Origin of the sequence: Delftia sp. HK171, from assembly GCF_001886655.1 — a bacterium.
In the GTDB taxonomy this organism is placed as follows: domain Bacteria; phylum Pseudomonadota; class Gammaproteobacteria; order Burkholderiales; family Burkholderiaceae_C; genus Comamonas; species Comamonas acidovorans.
Window position 1 is genome coordinate 3683779 of sequence record NZ_CP018101.1, and the last position, 21429, is coordinate 3705207.

18 protein-coding genes and 1 pseudogene are annotated in these 21429 nt (G+C 58.4%); 10 read left to right on the forward strand and 9 right to left on the reverse strand.

What is annotated here, in order from left to right; genetic code table 11:
- Nucleotides 1-119 precede the first annotated feature (119 nt).
- A complete protein-coding gene (locus BO996_RS16595; protein WP_071955729.1) occupies nt 120-1658 on the forward strand; it encodes a methyl-accepting chemotaxis protein in 1539 nt (512 codons plus the stop codon).
- A gap of 110 nt (nt 1659-1768) precedes the next feature.
- Here the strand turns inward: BO996_RS16595 and rsxB are convergent, their stop codons facing one another.
- The 3 genes from rsxB to dusA form a co-directional block, all read right to left on the reverse strand.
- Nucleotides 1769-2485, reverse strand: a complete 717-nt coding sequence (gene rsxB / locus BO996_RS16600) for an electron transport complex subunit RsxB (RefSeq protein WP_071955731.1) — start codon at nt 2483-2485, stop codon at nt 1769-1771.
- Nucleotides 2486-2508: 23 nt separating this feature from the next.
- Nucleotides 2509-3882 (reverse strand): polyhydroxyalkanoate depolymerase, encoded by a 1374-nt coding sequence (locus tag BO996_RS16605; RefSeq protein WP_034393218.1) that lies wholly within the window; start codon nt 3880-3882, stop codon nt 2509-2511.
- A gap of 168 nt (nt 3883-4050) precedes the next feature.
- Entirely contained in the window at nt 4051-5028 is a 978-nt protein-coding gene (gene dusA / locus BO996_RS16610; protein ID WP_232240545.1) for a tRNA dihydrouridine(20/20a) synthase DusA, read from the reverse strand.
- Between the two features lie 560 nt (nt 5029-5588).
- Between dusA and BO996_RS28800 the strand changes: the two genes are divergently transcribed.
- The 3 genes from BO996_RS28800 to BO996_RS16625 all read left to right on the forward strand — a co-directional run bounded on the left by BO996_RS28800 (nt 5589) and on the right by BO996_RS16625 (nt 8113).
- The gene (locus BO996_RS28800; RefSeq protein WP_083571167.1) at nt 5589-6182 is read left to right on the forward strand and encodes a tyrosine-type recombinase/integrase; all 594 of its coding nucleotides are present in this window, start codon (nt 5589-5591) and stop codon (nt 6180-6182) included.
- An 89-nt stretch (nt 6183-6271) separates the two neighbouring features.
- Nucleotides 6272-7228, forward strand: coding sequence for a DUF262 domain-containing protein (locus BO996_RS16620; RefSeq protein ID WP_198041237.1), 957 nt, complete (start codon nt 6272-6274; stop codon nt 7226-7228).
- 246 nt (nt 7229-7474) lie between these two features.
- The gene (locus BO996_RS16625) at nt 7475-8113 is read left to right on the forward strand and encodes a HEPN domain-containing protein (protein WP_071955735.1); all 639 of its coding nucleotides are present in this window, start codon (nt 7475-7477) and stop codon (nt 8111-8113) included.
- A gap of 2 nt (nt 8114-8115) precedes the next feature.
- On the opposite strand, the gene BO996_RS16630 is transcribed toward BO996_RS16625, so the two are convergent.
- The 3 genes and pseudogenes from BO996_RS16630 to BO996_RS16645 form a co-directional block, all read right to left on the reverse strand.
- Nucleotides 8116-8364, reverse strand: coding sequence for a pyocin activator PrtN family protein (locus BO996_RS16630; RefSeq protein WP_071955737.1), 249 nt, complete (start codon nt 8362-8364; stop codon nt 8116-8118).
- Nucleotides 8361-8585 carry a hypothetical protein gene (locus tag BO996_RS16635; RefSeq protein ID WP_071955739.1) on the reverse strand — a complete coding sequence of 75 codons (225 nt, stop codon included), beginning with the start codon at nt 8583-8585 and terminating at the stop codon, nt 8361-8363. The genes BO996_RS16630 and BO996_RS16635 overlap by 4 nt, the downstream gene beginning before the upstream one ends.
- A gap of 250 nt (nt 8586-8835) precedes the next feature.
- Nucleotides 8836-10664: pseudogene (locus BO996_RS16645) on the reverse strand (DNA cytosine methyltransferase).
- Between the two features lie 577 nt (nt 10665-11241).
- On the opposite strand from BO996_RS16645, the gene BO996_RS16650 reads away from it, so the two are divergent.
- On the forward strand, nt 11242-11994 hold the full coding sequence (locus BO996_RS16650) for a hypothetical protein (RefSeq protein WP_071955743.1): 753 nt from the start codon (nt 11242-11244) through the stop codon (nt 11992-11994).
- Nucleotides 11995-12310: 316 nt separating this feature from the next.
- Here the strand turns inward: BO996_RS16650 and BO996_RS16655 are convergent, their stop codons facing one another.
- Both BO996_RS16655 and BO996_RS16660 read right to left on the reverse strand, forming a co-directional pair.
- Nucleotides 12311-12610: an H-NS histone family protein gene (locus BO996_RS16655; RefSeq protein ID WP_071955745.1), complete on the reverse strand. Its 300-nt coding sequence runs from the start codon at nt 12608-12610 to the stop codon at nt 12311-12313.
- A gap of 171 nt (nt 12611-12781) precedes the next feature.
- A complete protein-coding gene (locus tag BO996_RS16660; protein ID WP_071957134.1) occupies nt 12782-13900 on the reverse strand; it encodes a hypothetical protein in 1119 nt (372 codons plus the stop codon).
- 24 nt (nt 13901-13924) lie between these two features.
- Here BO996_RS16660 and BO996_RS29720 point away from each other — a divergent pair, with 24 nt between their 5' ends.
- From BO996_RS29720 to BO996_RS28805, 4 genes are all read left to right on the forward strand, one after another.
- Nucleotides 13925-15376 carry a hypothetical protein gene (locus tag BO996_RS29720; RefSeq protein ID WP_232240338.1) on the forward strand — a complete coding sequence of 484 codons (1452 nt, stop codon included), beginning with the start codon at nt 13925-13927 and terminating at the stop codon, nt 15374-15376.
- 397 nt (nt 15377-15773) lie between these two features.
- Nucleotides 15774-16328, forward strand: coding sequence for an LPD38 domain-containing protein (locus tag BO996_RS29725; RefSeq protein WP_232240546.1), 555 nt, complete (start codon nt 15774-15776; stop codon nt 16326-16328).
- Between the two features lie 40 nt (nt 16329-16368).
- Entirely contained in the window at nt 16369-16740 is a 372-nt protein-coding gene (locus BO996_RS29730) for a hypothetical protein (protein WP_232240339.1), read from the forward strand.
- A gap of 178 nt (nt 16741-16918) precedes the next feature.
- On the forward strand, nt 16919-19744 hold the full coding sequence (locus BO996_RS28805; protein WP_198041238.1) for a metallophosphoesterase family protein: 2826 nt from the start codon (nt 16919-16921) through the stop codon (nt 19742-19744).
- Between the two features lie 384 nt (nt 19745-20128).
- On the opposite strand, the gene BO996_RS29145 is transcribed toward BO996_RS28805, so the two are convergent.
- Nucleotides 20129-20419 carry a hypothetical protein gene (locus BO996_RS29145; protein WP_156897972.1) on the reverse strand — a complete coding sequence of 97 codons (291 nt, stop codon included), beginning with the start codon at nt 20417-20419 and terminating at the stop codon, nt 20129-20131.
- Here BO996_RS29145 and BO996_RS16675 point away from each other — a divergent pair.
- Nucleotides 20396-21373: a site-specific integrase gene (locus BO996_RS16675; RefSeq protein ID WP_083571168.1), complete on the forward strand. Its 978-nt coding sequence runs from the start codon at nt 20396-20398 to the stop codon at nt 21371-21373. The genes BO996_RS29145 and BO996_RS16675 overlap by 24 nt on opposite strands.
- Nucleotides 21374-21429 lie beyond the last annotated feature (56 nt).

Consider the following 21429-nt stretch of genomic DNA (forward strand, 5'->3'; position numbering starts at 1 on the left):
GCTTTTTTGCATTCTGTTACCTATTCTGGCATGGTCTCGACTGGGGCCATGCCATCTCGTGTGGCGGGGCTTCGTGAACGGTGAATTCCAGATACCAATGACTAGAGAGGCAATCAGCTATGCAGGCAGGCGCTGGCATGGAAAAAGTGGGAAACAGGCATCGTAAGCATACATCCGGCCCCGGGGTCGGCTTCCTTGTATGCGCCGTGTGGGCATTGGCGGGGCCGCCGCTGGCGTTGGTGGCCGGTTTGGCGGGCTTGGGGCCCTGGGTTTGGGGTGCCTTGCTGCTGTGGGCCGGGCTGCTGCTGGGCGGCATGCACAGGCTTTGGTCGCGGGTGATCGGCGAGCGCGAATTGCTGCAGCAGGCCATGCAGGGCATCGCCCAGGGCGACCTGAGCCAGCGCGTGACCGTGGAGGCGGCCGCCTCGCAGGAGGGCGATGGTGCTGTCCAGACGCCCAAGGCGCTGCTGGGAGGCATGGTCACCTCGCTGTCGGGCATGGTGGCCGATGTGCGCAGCAATGCGGCGCTGGTGGCGCAGGCCGGGCAGCAATTGGTGAACGAGCACCAGGCGCTGTCCGATCGCACCGAGCTGCAGGCCACCAACCTGGCCCAGACCGTGGTCAGCGTGGAGCAGTTGAGCAGCGCCGTGCAGCACAACGCCGATGTGGTGGGCGTGGTCCACCACCAGGCCAGCGCCGTGCGCGGCGCCGCCGATGAAGGCGTGGTGGCCATGGGCCGGGCCGTGGAGTCGGTGGAGACCATTGAAAACAGCGCCGGGCGCATGCGGGAGATCATCGGCGTGATCGACGGCATTGCTTTCCAGACCAATATCCTCGCGCTCAATGCCGCCGTGGAGGCCGCACGGGCTGGCGAGCAAGGCCGGGGCTTTGCCGTGGTGGCCAGCGAGGTGCGCTCTCTGGCCGGCCGCTCGGCGGAGGCGGCGCGCGAGATTCGCCACCTGATTGGCGATGCGCTGACCCAGGTGGAGCACAGCACCGAGTTGATCCGCACGGCCGGGCGTGGCATGGAGCGCGTGACCGAAGGCATCCGCCAGGTGGCCGAGCACATGGGCGAGCTCTCGCAATCGACCGGCAGCCAGAGCACGGGCCTGGCCGAGATCAGCCGCGCCGTGCACCAGATCGACGAGATCACCCAGCACAACGCGCAGATGGTGGGCCACGCGCTGGACCAGGCACGCGCGCTGCAGCAGCGCGCCCAGATGCTGTCAGGGGCGGTGTCGCGCTTTCGGCTGCAGCAGGGCACGGCGGAGGAAGCCGTGGCCCTGGTCGAGTCGGCCCTGGGCTTGGCGCGGCGCGGCGTGGCCACCGAGGCACTGCTGGCCGCCGTGAATGACCCCGGCCAGCCCTTTCATGACCGCGATATGTACGTGTTCGCCCTCGCTGCCGACGGCAGCTACCGCGCCTTCGGCGGCAACCCTGCGCGTGTGGGCGTGCGCGTGCAGGAGCTGCCAGGCGTGCGGGGTGAGCAGCTGCTGGCCGACATCATTGCCCAGGCCGAGCGCGGCCCAGGCTGGGTGGAGTACGACTTCAGAAACCCTGCCACGCAACAGGTACAGACCAAGATGTCCTTCGTCTGCAAGCATGGCGGGCTGTACTGGGGTTGCGGGGTCTACAAGAGCCTGGCGCTGGCTGCGTAGGCCTGCCACGGCCTGCGTGGGTGCCTATGGCGGTCTATGACCATCGATGGGCATCCATAGGCCTGTACTGGCGGGCGTAGGCGGGTCTCGCTGCCCGCCCACATCCACTCTCAATGCCCGTTGGGCGTTGAGGCGCCACCCGCACGCTGCGCGCGTGCGCGGGCCAGGATGGCTGCGATGGTGGCTTGCTTGCTTTCGGTCGCCAGCGGGGGCGCCGGGCAGGGCGTGGAAGGGCTGGCGTCGTCGGCCATTTCCTGCTCACCCAATGCAAGAGGCATCTGCGCCCGGGCGGCACCCAGGCGCTCGCGCTCCTGTTCACGCTCTCGGCGCAGCACATAGCGCTGTCGCGCATGTTCGGCCTGCTGGGGGCTCCAGGCAGACCAGCCTGTGGCCGGGCCGCTGGCATTGTGCAGTTCGATGCAATCGACCGGACACACGGGAATGCAGAGTTCGCAGCCCGTGCAGTGGGCGGCAATCACCGTATGCATGAACTTGTTGGCGCCCAGGATGGCATCCGTGGGGCAGGCCTTGATGCACAGGGTGCAACCGATGCACCAGGCCTCGTCGATCACGGCCACGGTGCGCGGGGCTTCCGTGCCATGCTCGGCGCTCAGTGGGACAACGGGCCGGCCCGTCAGTGCAGCCAGCCTCTCCACTCCCGCAGCGCCCCCGGGGGGGCACTGGTTGATGCCGGCCTCGCCCGAGGCCACGGCCTGGGCATAGCTGGCGCAGTCGGGGTAGCCGCAACGCGTGCACTGCGTCTGCGGCAGCGCCGCGTCTATGCGTGCTGCCAGATCGTCGCGGGCAAGGATTGCGAAGGCGGACATGGCGTGCCGGGCTTGCTCGGTGCTCAGCCTGCCTGCACCTTGGCACCGCGCTTGCGCGGCTGCTCGGTGGCCGAGGGCGCGTCATCGCTCAGGCTGCTGGTGTGACCTGCCGCGCTGGCGGCCGTGGCGCTTTCGGGCTGGTGGGCACTGATGAACTCACGCACCTGGGGGTAGACGATCTCTCTCCAGCGCCTGCCGCTGAAAATCCCGTAGTGGCCGGCGCCCGGCACTTCAAGGTGCTTGCGCTGATCGGCCGCGATGCCCGTGCACAGATCGTGCGCTGCGCGCGTCTGGCCCGAGCCGGAGATGTCGTCGAGCTCGCCTTCGACGGTCAGCAGGGCACTGCCCTTGATGTCCTGCGGGCGCACCAGCTCGGCCTGGCCTTCGGGCGAACGCACTTCCCAGGTGCCATGGACCAGCTTGTAGTCCTGGAACACCGTGGCGATGGTCTCGAGGTAGTAGTCGGCATCCATGTCGAGCACGGCGTTGTACTCGTCATAGAACTTGCGGTGATGCTCGGCGCTGGCGTCGTCACCCTTGATCAGGTCCTTGAAATAGTCGTAGTGGCTATTGGCGTGGCGGTCCGGATTCATCGCCACGAAGCCCGAGTACTGCAGGAAGCCCGGGTACACGCGGCGGCCTACGCCCGGATAGCCTTCGGGCACGCGGTAGATCACGTTGTTCTCGAACCACTCGAAGCTGCGGTTCTGCGCCAGGTTGTTCACCGAGGTCGGCGAGCGGCGCGCGTCGATGGGGCCGCCCATCATGGTCATGGACAGCGGGGGCGTCTCGCCACGGCTGGCCATCAGCGACACGGCAGCCAGCACCGGCACCGTGGGCTGGCACACGCTGACCACGTGGCACTGGCCGTATTTGCCTTGCAGGTAGCGGATGAACTCCTGCACATAGTTCACGTAGTCGTCGAGGTGGAACTCGCCATCGGCCAGGGGCACCAGGCGGGCGTTCTTCCAGTCGGTGATGTAGACCTTGTGGCCGCCCAGCATGCTTTGCACCGTATCGCGCAGCAGCGTGGCGTAGTGGCCCGACAGCGGCGCCACGATCAGCACCACGGGCTGGCTCAGCATGGTCTGCAGCGTATCGGTGTCGTCGGAGAAGCGCTTGAAGCGGCGCAGCTCGCAAAACGGCTTGTCCACTTCGACGCGCTCGCGGATGGTCACGTCAACGCCGCCCACATCCACACTGTGCAGGTTGAATTCGGGCTTCTCGTAATCCTTGCCAAGGCGGTAGAACAGATCAAACCCGGCGGCCATGCGCTGGGACATCGGACCTTGGCTCAGCAACGAGTGGGGGTTGCTGTAGAGCTTGGCTGCAGCTTGCGCGAAATCGGCAAAGGGCTCGACCATGGCGCGCTGGATTTCGTAGAGCTGATAGAGCATGGATACAAGGGGTTGTTTGGATATGTTGCAGTGCAATATATCAGCAGCAAGCTAAGAAAATTGGTAGTAAAACCCCTTTGATGCTGTCGCGTAAGTGATAGTTTTTACCGATAGGCCTGGGCGAGCGGCCGCCTCAGCCCTGGCCATCCTGCAATGCAGTCCCCCGCGCTAGGCGGCAAGCGCCGCCTCGGCCGGTTTGGTGCGCGCAAGCCGCATCACCTCTGAAGGCGGCAATTGCTTGAGCTGGTGATTGCTCCACACCTGGCGCCAGCGGCGCGCCCCCGCCAGCCCGTTGCGCAACCCCAACATATGCCGTGCGATGGAGTACCAGTGCGTGCCATGCGTGCGCGCCTCGCGCTCCATATACGCCACCATCTGCTCCTCGATGGACTCGCGCGTGTGCTCCACGCTCGCATCGTCGTAGTACAGCGCATCCCACGAGGCCAGCCACCAGGGGTTGTGATAGGCCTCGCGGCCCACCATCACGCCATCGACCTGCTGCAGCAGTTCCTGCACCGTGGCATCGGCCTTGATGCCGCCGTTGATGGCAATGGTTAGTTCCGGAAAATCCTGCTTGAGCCGGGCCACGATCTCGTAGCGCAGCGGCGGGATCTCGCGGTTTTCCTTGGGCGACAGGCCCTTGAGCCAGGCATTGCGGGCATGCACGATGAATACGCGGCAGCCCGCATCCGCCACAGTGCCAACGAAATCGCGCACGAATTCGTAGCTCTCGTCCTTGTCAATGCCGATGCGGTGCTTCACCGTGACGGGCACATCCACCACATCTACCATCGCCTTCACGCAATCGGCCACCAGCGGGGCCTCATTCATCAGGCAGGCGCCAAATGCGCCGCGCTGCACGCGCTCGCTGGGGCAGCCGCAATTGAGGTTGATCTCGTCATACCCCCACTGCGCCCCCAGCCGCGCAGCCTGCGCCAGATCGGAAGGCTCGCTGCCACCGAGCTGCAGCGCCACCGGATGCTCCTCGGCCTCGAACCGCAGATGCCGCGGCACATCACCGTGCAGCAACGCGCCCGTCGTCACCATCTCTGTGTAGAGCAAGGTGTGGCGGCTCAGAAGCCGGTGCAGGTAGCGGCAGTGTTTGTCGGTCCAGTCCATCATGGGCGCAACCGACATGCGCCACATGTTGGCTGGTGCTTGATTTTCTACGTTTGTCATTGATCTGATTGGGTTTTTTGCTCTGGCGTCGTTGCCGGATTCTTCGCCATTCAACCCCGTTTTTGCTGATTTTCTCGCTGGCTTTGCTACATCCTTCATCTGTAGCAAAACAGATGGGAGCATCACTTCACGCAAGCGCGCGCACGGCTTGCTTGCTCGCTTGCCTGCACCGCACAGATCCGGATGATGGAGAACGGCATGTTCGTCCACCGCGAAAGCCAGACCTACCGTCGGAAAGTGCTGGCCAACGAGTGGCTGCGCAGGCGCGAGTACGAAATGGACCAGGAGCGCGCTTCCTGCCAGGCTGTGCACAAGAAAATTTCAGTGGGGGAGCCACTGCGGGATTATGTCAGTGCGGCCGAATACGTGACTGAGTGGGGCCGTAGCAAAAAGGCTGACATCGCTCGCCTGCAGGCCTCTGGTCGGGCCGACCTACAGGCCACCAAGCTCACGGTGCAGGATCTGATGGGCTACCCAAGAAGCGGCGCACGGAAGACGAGGCCGGCCCCGCCACCGCGCTCAATGACATGGTGTGGCTGCGCCAGGTCTTCCTGCATGCTTCGGCCGCGCGCGTCGTCGATGCGCCGCTGCAGGTGCTGGACCGCGCCAAGTCCGGGCTGCTGCGAACGCGTGTGATCGCCAAGCCGGCTCAGCGCTCGCGCCGGCTGCTGCCCGAGGAAGAGGCCAGGCTGCTGGAGCACTTCGCCAGCCGCGACGGCCGGGCGTCGATCCTCATGCGCGACATCATGCAGTTCGCGCTGCTCGCGGCGCGGCGCCAGGAAGAGATGTGCCGTCTGCATTGTGACGATGTGGATTTTGAGAAGGGGGTGGCGTGGCTGGATGACGCGAAGCACCCCCGCATGAAGAAGGGCAACCGGCGGTGCTTTCGGGTGCTCAATGCGGCAGCCGACATCATCAAAAGTCAGTCTAGGGAAGAGAGGGCGGAATTCGTCTTCCCATACAACAACAGATCAGTCGGAGCGGCATTCACGCGTGCTTGCCATGTCCTTGGCATCGAGGATCTTCACTTCCACGACTTGCGCCATGAGGCGACGAGCAGGCTTTTCGAGAAGGGATACAGCATTCAGGAGGTTGCCCAGTTCACGTTGCATGAGAGCTGAGCTACATTAAAGCGTTATACACATCTGTGTCCGGAGCTGGTTCCTGAAAAATAAAGGGCGAATGGTGTTGGTTAAATTTGAGGAGTTCAATGGTGATTCAGCAATCAATTAATTTCAATGAGGATGAGTCTCAGATTGAGTCTGATGAAGACATATCTTTGCTTGATGAGAAGGTTTTCGCTACTGCTGTTTTGAGTGGTAATGATTGGACTGCAGAGACAATTATTACGCAGATAAATAAAGGCAATATTCAGCTTAATCCTAGTTTTCAGAGGCGAGATGCTTGGGGAAAGGATCGTAAAAGTAAATTTATTGAGTCTCTTATTTTGGGATTGCCAGTGCCTCAGGTCGTTCTTGCCGAGTCACGGGATCGCCGGGGTGCTTATATTGTGCTGGATGGCAAACAGCGTCTTTTGAGTATTAGGCAGTTTGCTGCACATGCCGATGATCAAGTATACAACCAGTTGCAATTGACGGATTTGGATATAAGGCGTGATCTTAAGGGTGCTACGTTGGATTCACTTCGAGAGGATGCTCAGAGGTTTGATGACGTCTCTGCTTTTGAGAATCAGCCAATTCGTACCGTGGTGATTAAAAATTGGCCCAATGAAGACTATTTGTATCATATTTTCTTAAGGCTTAACACAGGTAGCGTTTCGCTGTCTCCCCAAGAGTTGCGTCAAGCCTTGCACCCTGGCCCATTTGTTACATTTCTAGATGAAAAGTCTTCGGTAAATAAGAGTCTTCGGGAAATCCTTAAGATTGATAGGCCTGATTTTAGAATGCGTGATGCTGAGCTAATGCTTAGGTTTATAGCATTTAATAATTTTATATTGAAGTATACGGGCTCTTTGAAGGATTTTCTGGATAGCACTTGTGGAGAATTGAATGCTAATTGGATGGGTTGGAAGAGTGTGCTAGAGGAGCAGATTGAGTCCCTGGATTTGGCGCATATTATCATAAAATCAATATTTGGAGATAATAGCTATAGAAAGTGGAATTCTTGGGGTATGAAAATAGATTTAATCGTTCTGTTTTTGATGTGATGGTCTTGTCAATGAGCCATGCGGAAGTTAGAAGGGCGGTTGTCGGCCGAGAGTTGGATGTGGAGGAGGCATTCAAAGATCTATGTGCCCATAATGTTGGATTTCGTAATTCATTGGAAAATACTACAAAAACTATATGGGCGACAGATATGAGAATATCAACTTGGAATGCAAAGATTAATGAAATTTTAGGGACCTCTATACCAGTGCCAAATTTGCCAAAAAATCGTAGTGTGTGAGATTTATATGGCTGTGTCTGAGAGGTTTGTAAACCTTAAGTCTCGGGTGGAAGAGCTGCGAGTTAATATGCTGCCCACGTGTTTCTCTCCAACCGGGGAATACTCTGATCAACAACTTGATATGGCGAGAGGCTATCGATTGTTGGTGCATGCCGAGATAGAGTCTTACATTGAAGATATTTCTCGGTCCGTTATTACTGCTGCTGTTAAGAACTGGAGGGAAGGGAAATGGCATAAAACCATGATCTCCTTCTTGGCGTCCTATCATTCAGGTTGGAGTGGATCTGGGGATGTTTCAGATGAAGAGATATTGACTATCGCTAAATCTAGGGCAAAGAAGGCCTCGGTGAATGATGTGATAGGCTTGGCAATGAAGCAGTATCTCAAACGTGTCAGTGATAATCATGGTGTGAGAGAAAATAATCTTGCTATGCTAATTATTCCGACGGGCATACAGATGAGTGAATTGGATCCAACCTGGGTGACAAATCTTGATAATTTTGGAAAAGGTCGAGGTGATATTGCTCACAATAGTAAGTCTGCTGTGAACTTGATTGATCCAAGGGATGAATTGAAATTAATAGAAGAGTTGATGTGCGGGTTAGAATTGCTGGATATAAAATTATCTGAAATAGAGGTAAATTAATCTTACTGATGAAGGCGCTGCCATTCTTCATCTGCTTGAATTTTTAGTTTATCCAAGTGAATTGCCAATTTCTGAGCATCAACTAGCCAGGGGCTTTTTTGTGAGCCAACTCGGAAAGCTGGCACCGGGAGCTTTTGACGGCAGGCTGCCTCGCAAGCCTTTCTAGGTGACATGCCAAAGAGGTCAGCGCATTTCTCCACTGGAATATGAGCGGTCCCGTACTCGGCCATGAGTGCAAAAAAGGTGTTCATTGCGTCTCGTCGTTCCTGTGTCTGGCACCGGGCTGTCGAAGAGCCTCGCTTTGTAGGGGGGACTTGGTGGAGGCATCGGTGGAACGCAGTCGTTCGGCCAGCGTATCCAACTGCTCGAAGGTGAAGCACATACCGCCGATGGCACGTGTCGGCCCTAGCGTGTGGAAGGTGCCGCCGCACTGCTGTGCCAGCAGCACCATAGGTGTGTTGATCATCGTCATCAGAGGCTCCAGATCAGGCAGGGAAAGGTTCGACGCGGCGCGCGGGTTCCGGGTAGTACAGATGCCCACCTACGCGGCTGGGCAGCGTGAATGCATAGAAGCGGGAAGCCGGTAGGCCTGGATGCGGTATCAGCACCGTGCCTTGGTAGCAGTTGCTGGGAGGGGTGTAGGGCTTCTGGGGTGTGGTCTTGGACATGTGAATGCAGAAACGAAGCGGCCCGCACTGGGCGGGCCGGGTTTGGGGCAGGCATCAGGCCGCGCGTCGCATTGCGCTGGACGAGGCCTCTGAATAGTTGGCGGCCACGATGAGCCGCATGGGCACGGGGCTCACGGAATTGCCCACCATCCGCACCTGGGCGGTTTTCGTCAGGGGCTTGCCGGAGGCGGTCCGGTCGATGACGTAGCCAGGGGGGAAGTCCTGGGCGTTGTAGAGCTCACGCGGCACCAGCATGCGCAGCGTGATGTCCACGATCACCCAGGGCTCGCCCTTGAGCCAGACAGTCACGAGCGCCAGGCGGTCGCGCGTGGTGATCGTGGTCATGGGGTCGCGCAGATCCGCCCACTGGCCGCCGCTGGCGTGGTAGCGCATCAGGAAGGCGGCGCAGCGCAGGGCGCCGGCCTCCTGATCGGGCGACAGGTGGTACTGGATCAGGGCATGGTGCTCGGCCCCGGCCGTGACGGTGGGCACGGGCTCGCGCATGTCGCGGCCCACGCTGTTTCGGCGCAGTGTGCACAGGTGCGCGGCGATCAGCTGCTGCTGGCTGCCGCTGGTGGTCACAGTCGATACAGGGTCGCGCAGGTCGCGGGTCGGCGTGCTGTTGAACCCGCCGTTGGCCTGGACCATGAACGCGGATGCCAGGCTCTGCCCGCCGCCGCTGGCCGTCACGGTGCCCAAAGGACCTTTGATGTCGTTGGCACCGTGGCTCCAGCGCTCTTGCCCTCGCCGTGCCCGGCCTGCACTAGGTATGCCGAGCTGACGGCGTGCTTGATGCCGCCGGCCACGGCAGTGCCCAGAGGTTGGGACAAGTCGAGCATGCGCGGTGCCTGGCCCTTGGCTTCGCCGTATCCCATCTGGATCAGGGTGGGCGACACCAGGGCACGGCAGCCGCCTTTTTCCGTGGCGATGGTGCTCATGGGACGGTCGAGCATTTCGATCTTCCCGCCGTGGGCCATGTTGACGATGAACGGCTGGGGGCTGTTCAGCACAAACTTGTCCAGGCCATGCGCGATCCGCCGCATGGTGGCCGGCGCCAGTTCCTTCTTGCGCCCGAAGATGCTTTGCCCGGGGATGCTCCAGTCGATGCACTCGGCTGCCTGGCGGAATGGCTTCTGGCCCGCCTTCGGATTCTTCCAGTGCGTCTGCGCTGGCCACACGATGGGTAGGCCGTCGCGGCGGGCGATCAGGTACAGCCGCGTGCGGGTGCTGCGGGAGCCTAGGGTGGCGTTGCAGATCACCCGCCATTCGACCTTGTAGCCCAAGTCGCGCAGGGCATGGATGAAGTGGCGCCAGTTGCGGCCCTTGTGCTTGGGGTCCGGCACCAGGAACTGATTGCCGCGCGGCAACACCTCGCCGGGTTCGGCTACGCGGAAGGTGGCTTTTCCCGTGGCGGGGTCCGTGATGCGATCCAGCGTGATGACGCGGCCCGTGGCGGGATCGCGCTTCGCAATCAGCGGGGACCACTGCATCATCTGCTCGACGTTCTCCAGCGTGATGACATCGGGCTGGGTCTTGCCGGCCCAGCGGATGACGATCCACGCGAGCGACCGGATTTCCCCGTTGCGGGGCTGGCCACCAAGGGCCTGGCTGTGATGCGTGCAGTCGGGCGATGCGTGGAGGAGGCCCACCACCTCGCCGCGTGTCACGGCCAGAGGATCCACTTCGCGGATGTCGGAACGGTAGTGCCTGGTCTGCGGGTGGTTGACCTCGTGCATGCCGATGGCATCGGCGTCGTGGTTGATGGCGACATCGACGGGCCGGCCGATGGCCTGCTCAATGCCGGTCGATGCGCCGCCGCCACCGGCAAACAGGTCGATCACCAGCTTGGCAGCGAGGGGCAGGAGAAATTGAGGGGTGAGCATGCGGCTCCTTGAAATTTGGGCCAAAAAAAGCCGCTCGCGGCAGGGCCGGGCGGCTTCGGGATTGCCTCCGTGGTCGGAGGCTTATGGTGAAATTAGGGCTCTACAAAAAAGGAGCAGAGATGGACCGGTGCGACCCTGATGCCGAATACAAAATGGATCTCCGGCAGGTATCGTTTAACTTCTGAGTAGAAGATGGGCGTTACAGCGGCACCATCTCTGGGGATGCACTCGACAAGTTGGCAGGCGGGGATGCTGGTCTTCGTGCCGGCTGCCTTGATTCCTATAAAAAGAATTGGGAGCAGATCCACGGTATCGCTTCGTTGAAGTTAGCAGCAGGACTGGCTCCCCAGATTTCGTTGCTTGACGTGTAAGGACATGTGTCCCATGCGCGCTGTGTGGTCCTGAGTTTCAAAGCACGAATAGAAAGGGATGCGGGGGCAAATGTTTCGCGGTTAAAGAAATGTGAGGTTATATTTCTTGGATGTTGGCTAGGAATGCTGATTGCCCAGAGAGTTGGCAGGCTTGAATTTCCGAGCCTGAAGTCAAAGCTCATGAAAGGAACCAGCAATGGCACAGCATGAAGACCACGGCCGACAAGGTCAGAACCGTCAACAGCAGCAGGACTCTGGCGACGGAAACGGCCGACGCGATCAGTTTGACGAAAGCCGCCGCTCCTACGCAGGACGCGGGCAGGACCAGTGGCGCAATGAGGGCCAGTGGGAAGGAAATCGCAGCGGCTACTCAGGTAGTCAGCAAGGCGGTGGATACCCCGAAAGGGGCTACCCTGGCGGGCAGCAGTCCGCCTATCAGGGGTACCAAGGCGAGCAGCAAGGTGGCTACGGCGGCGGATACGGGCCAGCGCCTGGTGGTCGGGAGTTCGGATACGGGGGCGGCAGCGGATACGGCGACCAAGGCTATGGTCGTTCTCGACAAGATCAAGGCTACTCGCGCCATTCGCAGCAAGGCGGATGGGGCGGCCATGAACGCAGTGATTTTGGCCGAGATACTCAAGGCTGGGATCGTGGAGCGGTTGGAAGCAATTACGGCAATTCTGACCAGCAATATGTACGTCAGGGCCGGACAAGTGAACCGTTCGACCCTGACTATCATCAGTGGCGTCAGGATCAAGTTGATGCCTTGGATGAGGATTACCGCAACTGGCGAAACGATCGCTACAAAAAGTTCTCTGACGAGTTCAACAAGTGGCGCACAGAGCGCGACGCTCAACGCGGCAGCGACAAGAGCGGTGGTTCCGGTTCAGCCTCCGGTCAACAAGGAACAACTGGCAAGGAACATAAGTAATCCTTCGCTTGATGTACTGATTCCGTAGTTCGCCGGCCCCCAGGATTAAATGCCTGGGGGCCGGTGGTGATTCAGCCAAGCTTTTTTGGAGATCTCATCATGGACCTTCGGATACGCGAACCTGAGCTACAGGCTATGCATGTCTGGCACGCGAGCATGGTGGTGCTTGCAAAACCCGGAGAAGCAATTGGAGTGCCCATATTTGAGGCACCGGCGGTTGCTCCTCCAGTTTCATCACCTGTCGGGATCGAATTTCCCTATCACCTGTTGGTTATCGAAGTCGATAATCCTGAGGACAGCGTTACTCAAGATCGCATTCGCTGTAGGTTGAGCGAGTTTGACGTTTAGGCGCCTGCTTTTTCCGGGATAAGAAATTCCGCGCGATCTTTGTCCTTGATCCAGTTCGGCGGCTTGCCCCGGCCGGTCCAGCTCGCGCCGGTCTCAGGGTCCCGGAACTTGGGCTCGCCCACCGAGCCCTTCGCCTTGGTGCGGCTGGCAGGGAACACGTCCTGCTCGGTCAACTGGTATTGCTGAATCAGGGCGCGTACCTCTGCCACCGCCCCTGCCTTCTCCGTCTTCATCACTTCAGCGATGCGTGCATCCAGCTCGGCCTTTTGCTGCAGCAGGGTCTTGTATTCACTCATTGTTTTTTCTCCAGTAGGGTTTCGAAAAGTGGGGCCCTTCTTTTGGTAGGGCCATGGATTAAAAGTTCTGGTCATGCCGCAATTGCGGCAGCCAGGATAAATGCACCGGCAAAGCCAGTGCTGCCGGCCAGCAGGCTCTGCCCGCGAGGCCAAGGAAAACGCTGCGAAGGCTCATGGCTGAGCTTGGAAGCTATCGCGCACGTCGGCGATATGGGCGATCAGGCCATCGCAGAACGCCGCGAAGCTGGTGGCAGGCATGTGCACGGCGCCCCGGTCCTTGACGGTATGAACGCCCACCGCGTTGGCGGTCGTGGCGCTGATCTCGAAAATGCCCAAGCGCGCGTTAATCTGGCCCAGCTTCAACGTCTGGCCGCTGGCCACCAGTTCCTGCAACTGCAGCTGGTCCAGCGCTGCAGGCTGGGTTGTGGCCGGTGGTGCCGGGTGCAGCGCAGGGATGGGCGCCATTTCGACCTCGACATGCAGATCAGGCTGCGTGGCCAGGTCGAAGCCGATCAGCTCAGGCTGCGGCGGTGCCTCGTCGCGGGCGGCAGGCGCTGGCTCCGGGTGCGTGGCCGTGAATTCCGCAATGCACTGCGCATAGTAGGCCCGAGCCAGTTCCAGCTTCACGTCCATCTGCGCCTCCAGCGCACGGTCGCGCTCGATGGCCCAGGTGGTCAGGCGCATGTGCTCGGGGATGTGCTCGACCAGGTGAAGCTGCTGCGGCTCGTACTGGCCCAGCAGTTCCTCGGGCGTGTTGACCATGGCGTAGTTGACCTCCCAGCGGTTCACGTCCCACAGGCGCATGTAGCCGCGCATCTGCCACTCGTAGAGCGAGTCCTGGCAGTCACGCACGAATGCGGGGAAGGTTTGCAGGCTCCACGAGCATTTCAGGTCGTGGCCGCAGCGGCGCACCAGGTCCACGGTGTCGGCTTCACCCGTGATCTGTCCGTCGGTGCGCCGCTCGGTGTTCTTGGCCAAGGTCAGCCCGCGCACGCGGTTCAGCAGGGCCAGGCCTTCGGCTTCGACGGCAAGGCCCTTGTCCGTGTATTTGCCGGACACCTCGAAGTCCATGCCCCACAGTTCCTGTCGCACCAGCTCCCGGATATAGGTCTTGGCGGTCTCGCTGAGCGTGCCCAGCTTGAGCCGTTCCAGCACGGCCTTCTCTTCGTCCGTGCGCTTCTTCTTCGCCTGGATGGCTTCGACCTCGGGCGTGATCAGTGCGGGATCGATGCTCACGGGCGCGGTCATCAGCTTGCCGATGCTGGAGCAGCGGAAAAGGACCTCCGTCATGCCGCACTGGCACCTTCCAAGGGCTTGCTCGGCCGCCTGCAGGACAAGGTGGCCGACCTCACCGGCTACCGCTCCGTCGATGACTTCCTCTACGCCTGGCAGGACAAGTTCATCGACCTCAAGCGCATTCAAGCCACCATCCGGGCTCTGAACGGCACCGTCAGCGAGACAAATGGCGCCTACCGGGGCGAGGAGCTGTACCACAAGCGCGTGGCAAAGCGCACGGCCAACTTCCTGCGCGACGAAGTGCAGCCGCTGCTGCGGCGCCTGAACGCCACGGGCGTGTCCATCGAGGAGCTGGAGCGCTTCCTGCACGCCCGCCACGCGCCCGAGGCCGACCGCGTGATGGCCGAGCGCAACCCTGGCGCACAGCAACTGCAGCAGCAGCGTGACGCCGCAAAGAAGGCAGTGGACGACCTGCGCAACCAGCTGCAGCGCGCCCAGGCCCGGGGCATGGCCACCGGCCCGGTGCAGAAGGCGCTGGGCCTGGCCCTCATCGATCAGGACCGCTGGGACGGCGCGGAGGCCTTCGCTGGCACCGAGGAGGAACGCCTGTCCCTGTCGGGCATGAGCGATGCCGAGGCGGCGGCAGTGATGGCCGGCTACAGCCTGGACCAGCACCAGGTGCTGGACGAGCTGGCTGCGCGCGTGGATCGGATGAACGAGGGCACGCTGCAGACCCTGGAGAACTACGGACTCATGGACCAGGCCACGCTGGCGGCCTGGCGCAAGACCTACCAGCACTACGTACCCCTGCACCGCGACGAAGCCCACCCGGAAAGCAAGGCTCACCCTATCGGCCAGGGATTCAGCACCAAGGGTGATGCGGCCAAGAAGCGCACGGGCTCGAACGAGCGCGTGACCAACATCCTGAGCCACATCGTCATGCAGCGGGAGGCGGCGCTGACGCGCGGCGAAAAGAACAACGTGGTCAAGCGCTTGTACCTGCTGGCCGCCCAGAACCCGGACAAAGATCTGTGGAGCCTGGAGTTGCCCAAGAAAAAGGCGCTGGACCCCGGGCCTGGTGCGCACGATGGTGGACCATGCGGCCAAGCTGCGCGCCAATGTCGTGTCGGTGCGGATCGGCGGCAAAGACCAGTACATCGTGTTCAACGAGCGCAACGAGAAGGCCGTGCGTCTGGCCATAGCCATGAAGAACATGGACGCCATGGAGCTGGACAGGTTCACTCGGGGCGCGGCCTGGATTACGCGCTGGTTCGCGTCCGTGAACACCCAGTACAACCCGGTGTTCGGCGTCATGAACCTGGCACGCGACCTGCAGGGCGCCATGCTGCAGCTGTCCACCACGCCGCTGGCGGGCAAACAAGCCGAGGTGTTCCGCAACATCCGGAGCAACACCCGCACCATCTACAAGGATCTGCGCCGCGAGCGCGGGGAGGAGGACGCCGGCACAAGCGAATGGGCCAAGTTGTGGGAGCAGCTGCAGCTGGACGGCGCCACCACCGGCTACCGTGACCTGCACGCCGATACCAAGGACCGCGCCAAGGCACTGCACAGGGCGCTGGACCAGGTGGGCGAGGGCAAGGTGGTTGGCAGCGGCCGCGCGCTGCTGGCCTGGCTGTCGGACTTCAATGAAACCCTGGAGGGGACAACGCGCCTCGGTGTCTACAAGGCGGCGCTGGACCAGGGTATCAGCAGGCAGGAGGCCGCGAGCATCGCCAAGAACATCACGGTGAACTTCAACCGCAAGGGCCGGAACATGCCCGTGGCCGGCGCGCACTTCGCTTTCCCGAACGCAGCGATTCAGGGCAACAAGCGAATGCTGGAGACGCTGGCCGGCCCGGCCGGGCGCAGGATCATGATGGGAGGGGTGGCCCTGGGCATGGTGTCGGCCATGGCCGGTTATCTGATGATGGGGGGCGGTGATGGCGCCGACGACGAGTGGAAGAAGATCCCGGACTTTGTGAAAGAGCGGTCCATCATCATTCCGCTGGGCCGCCAGGACTATGTGGCCATCCCCCTGCCGCTGGGGTTCCACGTCTTCCCCAACATCGGGCGCACCATTGTGGAAATGGCCGTGCACGACGACCCGACCAAGAGCCGAATGGGTCACGTCCTGGACATGGCAGTGCTGGCCCTCGATGCCTACAAACCGCTGGGCGGATCTTCCAACTTGAAGCAAATGCTGTCGCCCACCTGGTTCGAACCAGCTCTGGCGTTGATCGATAACAAGGACTGGACGGGCCGGGAGATCTACCGGGAAGACCGCGACTCGAAGAACCCCACACCGGGTGACGCCCGAGCGAAGGACGCGACGGCCTGGCCCTACAGGGCGGCGGCCCGCCTTGCGAACGCGGCTTCCGGCGGCAACGAATGGCGGCCAGGTGCCTTCAGCCCCACACCCGAGGCTATCTATCGAGTATCTGCTCGGACAGATCACTGGGGGCGTGGGCCGAGAGGCGTCTAAGGTCGCCAGCATTGCGACTGCGGCCTGGACGGAAGAGGAGTTGGCCGCGCACCAGCTCGTCCTGATCGGCCGGGTCTATGGCAACTCACGCGGCGTGAACGGGCAGAGCGCTGGCTACTACGAGAACCTGAAGCGCATCAACGTCAGCATGGCCGAGGCCAAGGGGCGGGTGGATCGAGGGGAGGATGTAGATGCGGTGCTGCTGGATGTGCCGCTGGCCCAGTTGGACGGTGCTGCCGGCCTGATGGACAAGCACATATCCAACCTAGTGAAGGCGCGGCGCCGCATTCAGGCGAGTGATGAGCCGAACAAGCGGGAGCTGGTGAAGGCCTTGAACCTGGAGATTGGGCTGTCAATGCGTCAGTTGAACGAAGCGGTTGATGATTCGCTTGGCCAATCCCGGCAACGATGACGAGGACTGTGGTCTACTAGTTGTGAGTCGGTCACGATAGTAGACCTCTGTGGGTGAAAACGCGAGCTTAAAAAATACCAGAATGGGTTACTATATGATACATTCGGTTTTAATGGTCAGGTGTTTGAGATGAAGCCTCTTCTGATCAGGAAATTAATTGTCAAAATAGGAGTGGATGGTGAAAATTCTTTCTGATGTGGATAATAATCATTATGTAAATTGGTTGCATCTGTCAGATTTCCATACCGGGAAAGACGATTTCGCTACTGGAAAAATGTTTGATTATATAATACGCCACGTCGAAGAACGTTTAGAGGGGGGGGTTATTCCGGATTTTCTTTTCTTGACTGGTGATCTCGTTCAATCAGGAAAGCAATTCCAATATGAAGATTTTTGGCTAAAGTTTGTCGATCCACTTCAGCAGCGAATTGGTAATGGTATAGCTGATCGTACTTTCGCCGTTCCGGGGAATCATGATCTCCAGCGAGAGGTTTTGAATTTTTTTGACCCAAAATTAATTACTGATGCACAGAGTAGATTTTTTGATGCAGATGGTCAAGGAGCGAAAACCCGAACGGATCAATTGTTTCCAAGATTTTCTCCCTATGTAAATAATGACATGTCTGCGGGACGCGGTCACTGGTTTTCGGAAGATGGCGCTTTTGCTGTCACTCATACGATTCGAGGAAGAAACGTAGGCGTGGCTGGGATAAACACCGCATGGCTTTGCAAGGATGAAAACGACAAAGAGAGGCTTTCACCGGGAAAACCATTAGTCGAAAGAGCTTTGGAGAGGATCGCCGATGCAGAGATTAGGCTGGTACTTGGTCATCATCCGATGGACTGGATTGTTCAACACGAGCAAAAGCCCTTGAAATCTCTTCTGGGTAAGTTCCATGCTATATATTTGCATGGACATTTGCATGAGTCATGGGCTCAAGCGGATAATTCAAGTGGGGGATTCCTGGCAATCCAAGCGGGAGCTGCCTTCCAAGCGAGAGAGGGTGAGCGTTGGAAGAATGGTCTACTTTGGGGGCGTGCGGATCTTGGTTCTGCCAAAGTACTGTTGCAGCCGTGGACTTGGAACTCCAATCTACAGCAGTGGAATATTGCAAGTGATGCACTTTATCGTAATCGACTTGATGAAACAGGTCATTGGTGGTCCTTCGATTTGCCTGTGCCGATGCCCGCGCAAAAAAAAGTTGACTATACTTCCCCAATAAAGGAAATTCATCCGCCGAGAGGTTGGTCGATAGTGAATGCTTCTGTGGATTTGCAGAAGTATCGCAAACCATTGCTTCAAGAAGATGCCGTTAAATATTTTGAAGGAGGAGCTCCTGATTGGGCAATTGTTTCCTCGACGTCAATTGGTTCTCGAGAAATTGTGGATACTATAGTTCTTCAGACAGATCAATTTCGTCAAGCTGAGAAGCCATTTATATCATTGCTTCTTGGATCTGGATGCGAGGGGAAATCAACTGTATTGTTGCAGGCGGCGCAGCAGATTGCTAGTGGAACAGATTGGAGAATCCTTCATCGACGTAATGAGGGGGTTATCACGGAAGCTGAGGAAATTATCGCATGCTTAAGTACTTCATATAAATGGTTATTACTTGTAGACGATGCAGCGAATGCGGCGGCTCTAGTTAGTCGGCTTCTAGAAAAACTCCCGGCCATCATGTTTGGTAAAGTCTTCGTACTGATGGCTAGCCGCGAATCAGACTGGAGAATGTTTGGCGCACAAAACCAGATTTGGCCGTCCGCGTATCATTTTTGTGAGAATCGTGTCGAAGGCTTAACAAGCCTAGATGCAGATCTAATAGTCGAGAGTTGGGGCGCTTTCGGCGAAGCAGGACTTGGTCGATTGGCTGAAGTTGATAAGTCAAAGAGAGCCAGTAAGTTGGAAGAATATGCAAAAAAAGAAGCGACCATGGCGGAGGGGGCGCTATTTGGAGCACTTCTAACTGCGCGGATGGGCTCCGATCTTCGTCTACATGCTACGCATCTGCTTGATCGATTGTCACAACATAGGATTTCTGAAAAAAACACTCTTTGCGATGCTCTTCTTCTTATTGCGGTAATGCATGCAGAGGGGTTGGATTTTCTGTCGCGTCCTGTGCTGGCGTCCGCACTTGGAATAAATCGAGATAATCTATATAGAGATGTTCTGGTTCCATTGGGCCGCGAGGCGGCTGCGACTACGCGATCAGGGCAAGTTTACACTCGACATCGAAGAATTGCGGAGGCCCTTATACTAACGGCCGCTGATCAGCAAGCGATTGATACGCAAAGTTTGTTGATCAAGCTGGTTTCAGGCGCAATGCAACTGGGGCGTGATCTCCCAAATTCTAGGGCTTGGAGATTTTCAGTATCTGAGACTATACTGCCGAAAAATCCACATTTGGCTATTGAGGTTGCGAAGACGGTTCTTGTTCACGAGGATAATCAGTATGTAAGATCTCATCTTGGTAGTTTATATAGAAATGCTGATCGTGCTGATGAGGGTGCACTAGTTTTTCGCGAGAAATCGGAATTTGTACACCTAAGTCGTGCATTTGCTCTTGAATGGGGTATTACAGAAGGTTTATTGGGAAACCAAAGCGCGAGCGTCATATTGGAGGGGTATTCGTTAAGTGATCAATGTGAACGCGGGTGGCCTACTAGAGAGGATGCGCAACGCCGATTGTCGAATCTTGGATATGCATTTGGAGAGCTTTTTCTGCTCTATGGAAATGTTAAGTTTAGTAATGCACAAATGTCTGTGGCATTATTAGGCTTGGCATTGCCTTCATTGGATGGAAGAGCTCGTAGTTATTTTAACGCTCACAAGAATTCGGCAGAATCAACTGGCGCGTCTATGATGAGACTAGATGACGCAATAGAATCGCTTAAGATTGGCATTGATCTTGCGGCCGAAAGTGGTATAAATCCTGAAGTGGTCCCAGTGCTTCCTGATTATCGAGATATAACTTTCTTTGGCTTAAGAAAAGTTGTGGGAATATGATTTCCTAGAAATACTTAAAAAAATGCAGAATCCTTAGATTAAATTTATTTACTGGAAGAGTTTCTTGTATTCTGTAAAGATATTTCTCAACTTCATAGCTGGAAATATGATGCATCACGATGCTTCAGAAAGTTCCGATTTCTTTAAATTCTCACAGATCGTTTCTTATGAGATTGGCTGAGTGAGTGGTTGCCTAATTCGCTTAATTTGGCCATAGGGGGCTTTGATCGGGTGCCTATACATCAAGGACTCCCCTGCTTTTCACTGGTAAGGCGCAAGTAGTCCGAGGGGCGCTCGTGGAGCCTGATCAGCCTCAGCGTGCAGCATAGTTGCTACAGAAAGGCTGGAGGGGTGCTCTAAGTTACTGTCAGGTAATGTATTTTTTCAAAAATCAATCCAGTCCATCATGGGCGCAACGGACATGCGCCACATGCTGGCAGGTGCTTGATTTTCTACGTTTGTCATTGATCTGATTGGATTTTTTGCTCTGGCGTCGTTGCCGGATTCTTCGCCATTCAACCCCGTTTTTGCTGATTTTCTCGCTGGCTTTGCTACATCCTTCACCTGTAGCAAAACAGATGGGAGCATCACTTCACGCAAGCGCGCACACGGCTTGCTTGCTCGCTTGCCTGCACCGCACAGATCCGGCTGATGGAGAACGGCACGTTCGTCCACCGCGAAAGCCAGACCTACCGTCGGAAAGTGCTGGCCAACGAGTGGCTGCGCAGGCGCGAGTACGAAATGGACCAGGAGCGCGCTTCCTGCCAGGCTGTGCACAAGAAAATTTCAGTGTGGGAGCCACTGCGGGATTATGTCAGTGCGGCCGAAAACGTGACTGAGTGGGGCCGTAGCAAAAAGGCCGACATCGCGCGCCTGCAGGCCTCTGGTCGGGCCGACCTACAGACCACCAAGCTCACGGTGCAGGATCTGATGGGCTACGCCAAGAAGCGGCGCACGGAAGACGAGGCCGGCCCCTCCACCGTGCTCAATGACATGGTGTGGCTGCGCCAGGTCTTCCTGCATGCTTCGGCCGCGCGCGGCATCGATGCGCCGCTGCATGTGCTGCACCGCGCCAAGTCCGAACTGCTGCGCACGTGGGTGATCGCCAAGCCGGCTCAGCGCTCGCACCGGCTGCTGCCGGAAGAAGAGTCCAAGCTGCTGGAGCACTTCGCCAGCCGCGACGGCCGGGCGTCTATCCCCATGCGCGACATCATGCAGTTTGCGCTGCTCACGGCGCGGCGCCAGGAAGAGATATGCCGTCTGCGTTGGGTCGATGTGGATTTTGAGAAGGGGGTAGCGTGGCTGGATGACGTGAAGCACCCCCGCATGAAGAAGGGTAACCGGCGATGCTTTCGAGTGCTCAATGCGGCAGCCGACATCATCAAAAGCCAGTCGAGGGAAGAGGGCGTGGAATTCGTCTTTCCCTACAACAACAGATCAGTCGGAGCCGCATTCACGCGTGCCTGCCATGTCCTTGGTATCGAGGATCTGCACTTCCACGACTTGCGCCATGAGGCGACGAGCAGGCTGTTCGAGAAGGGATACAGCATTCAGGAGGTTGCCCAGTTCACATTGCGTGAAAGCTGGGCAACGTTGAAACGGTATCGGCCACATAGGCCCAGCAGATAGAAGGGAGTCGTGCATTCATGTGGGCCTCCGGAAATGAAAACGGCCCGCGAGCCATG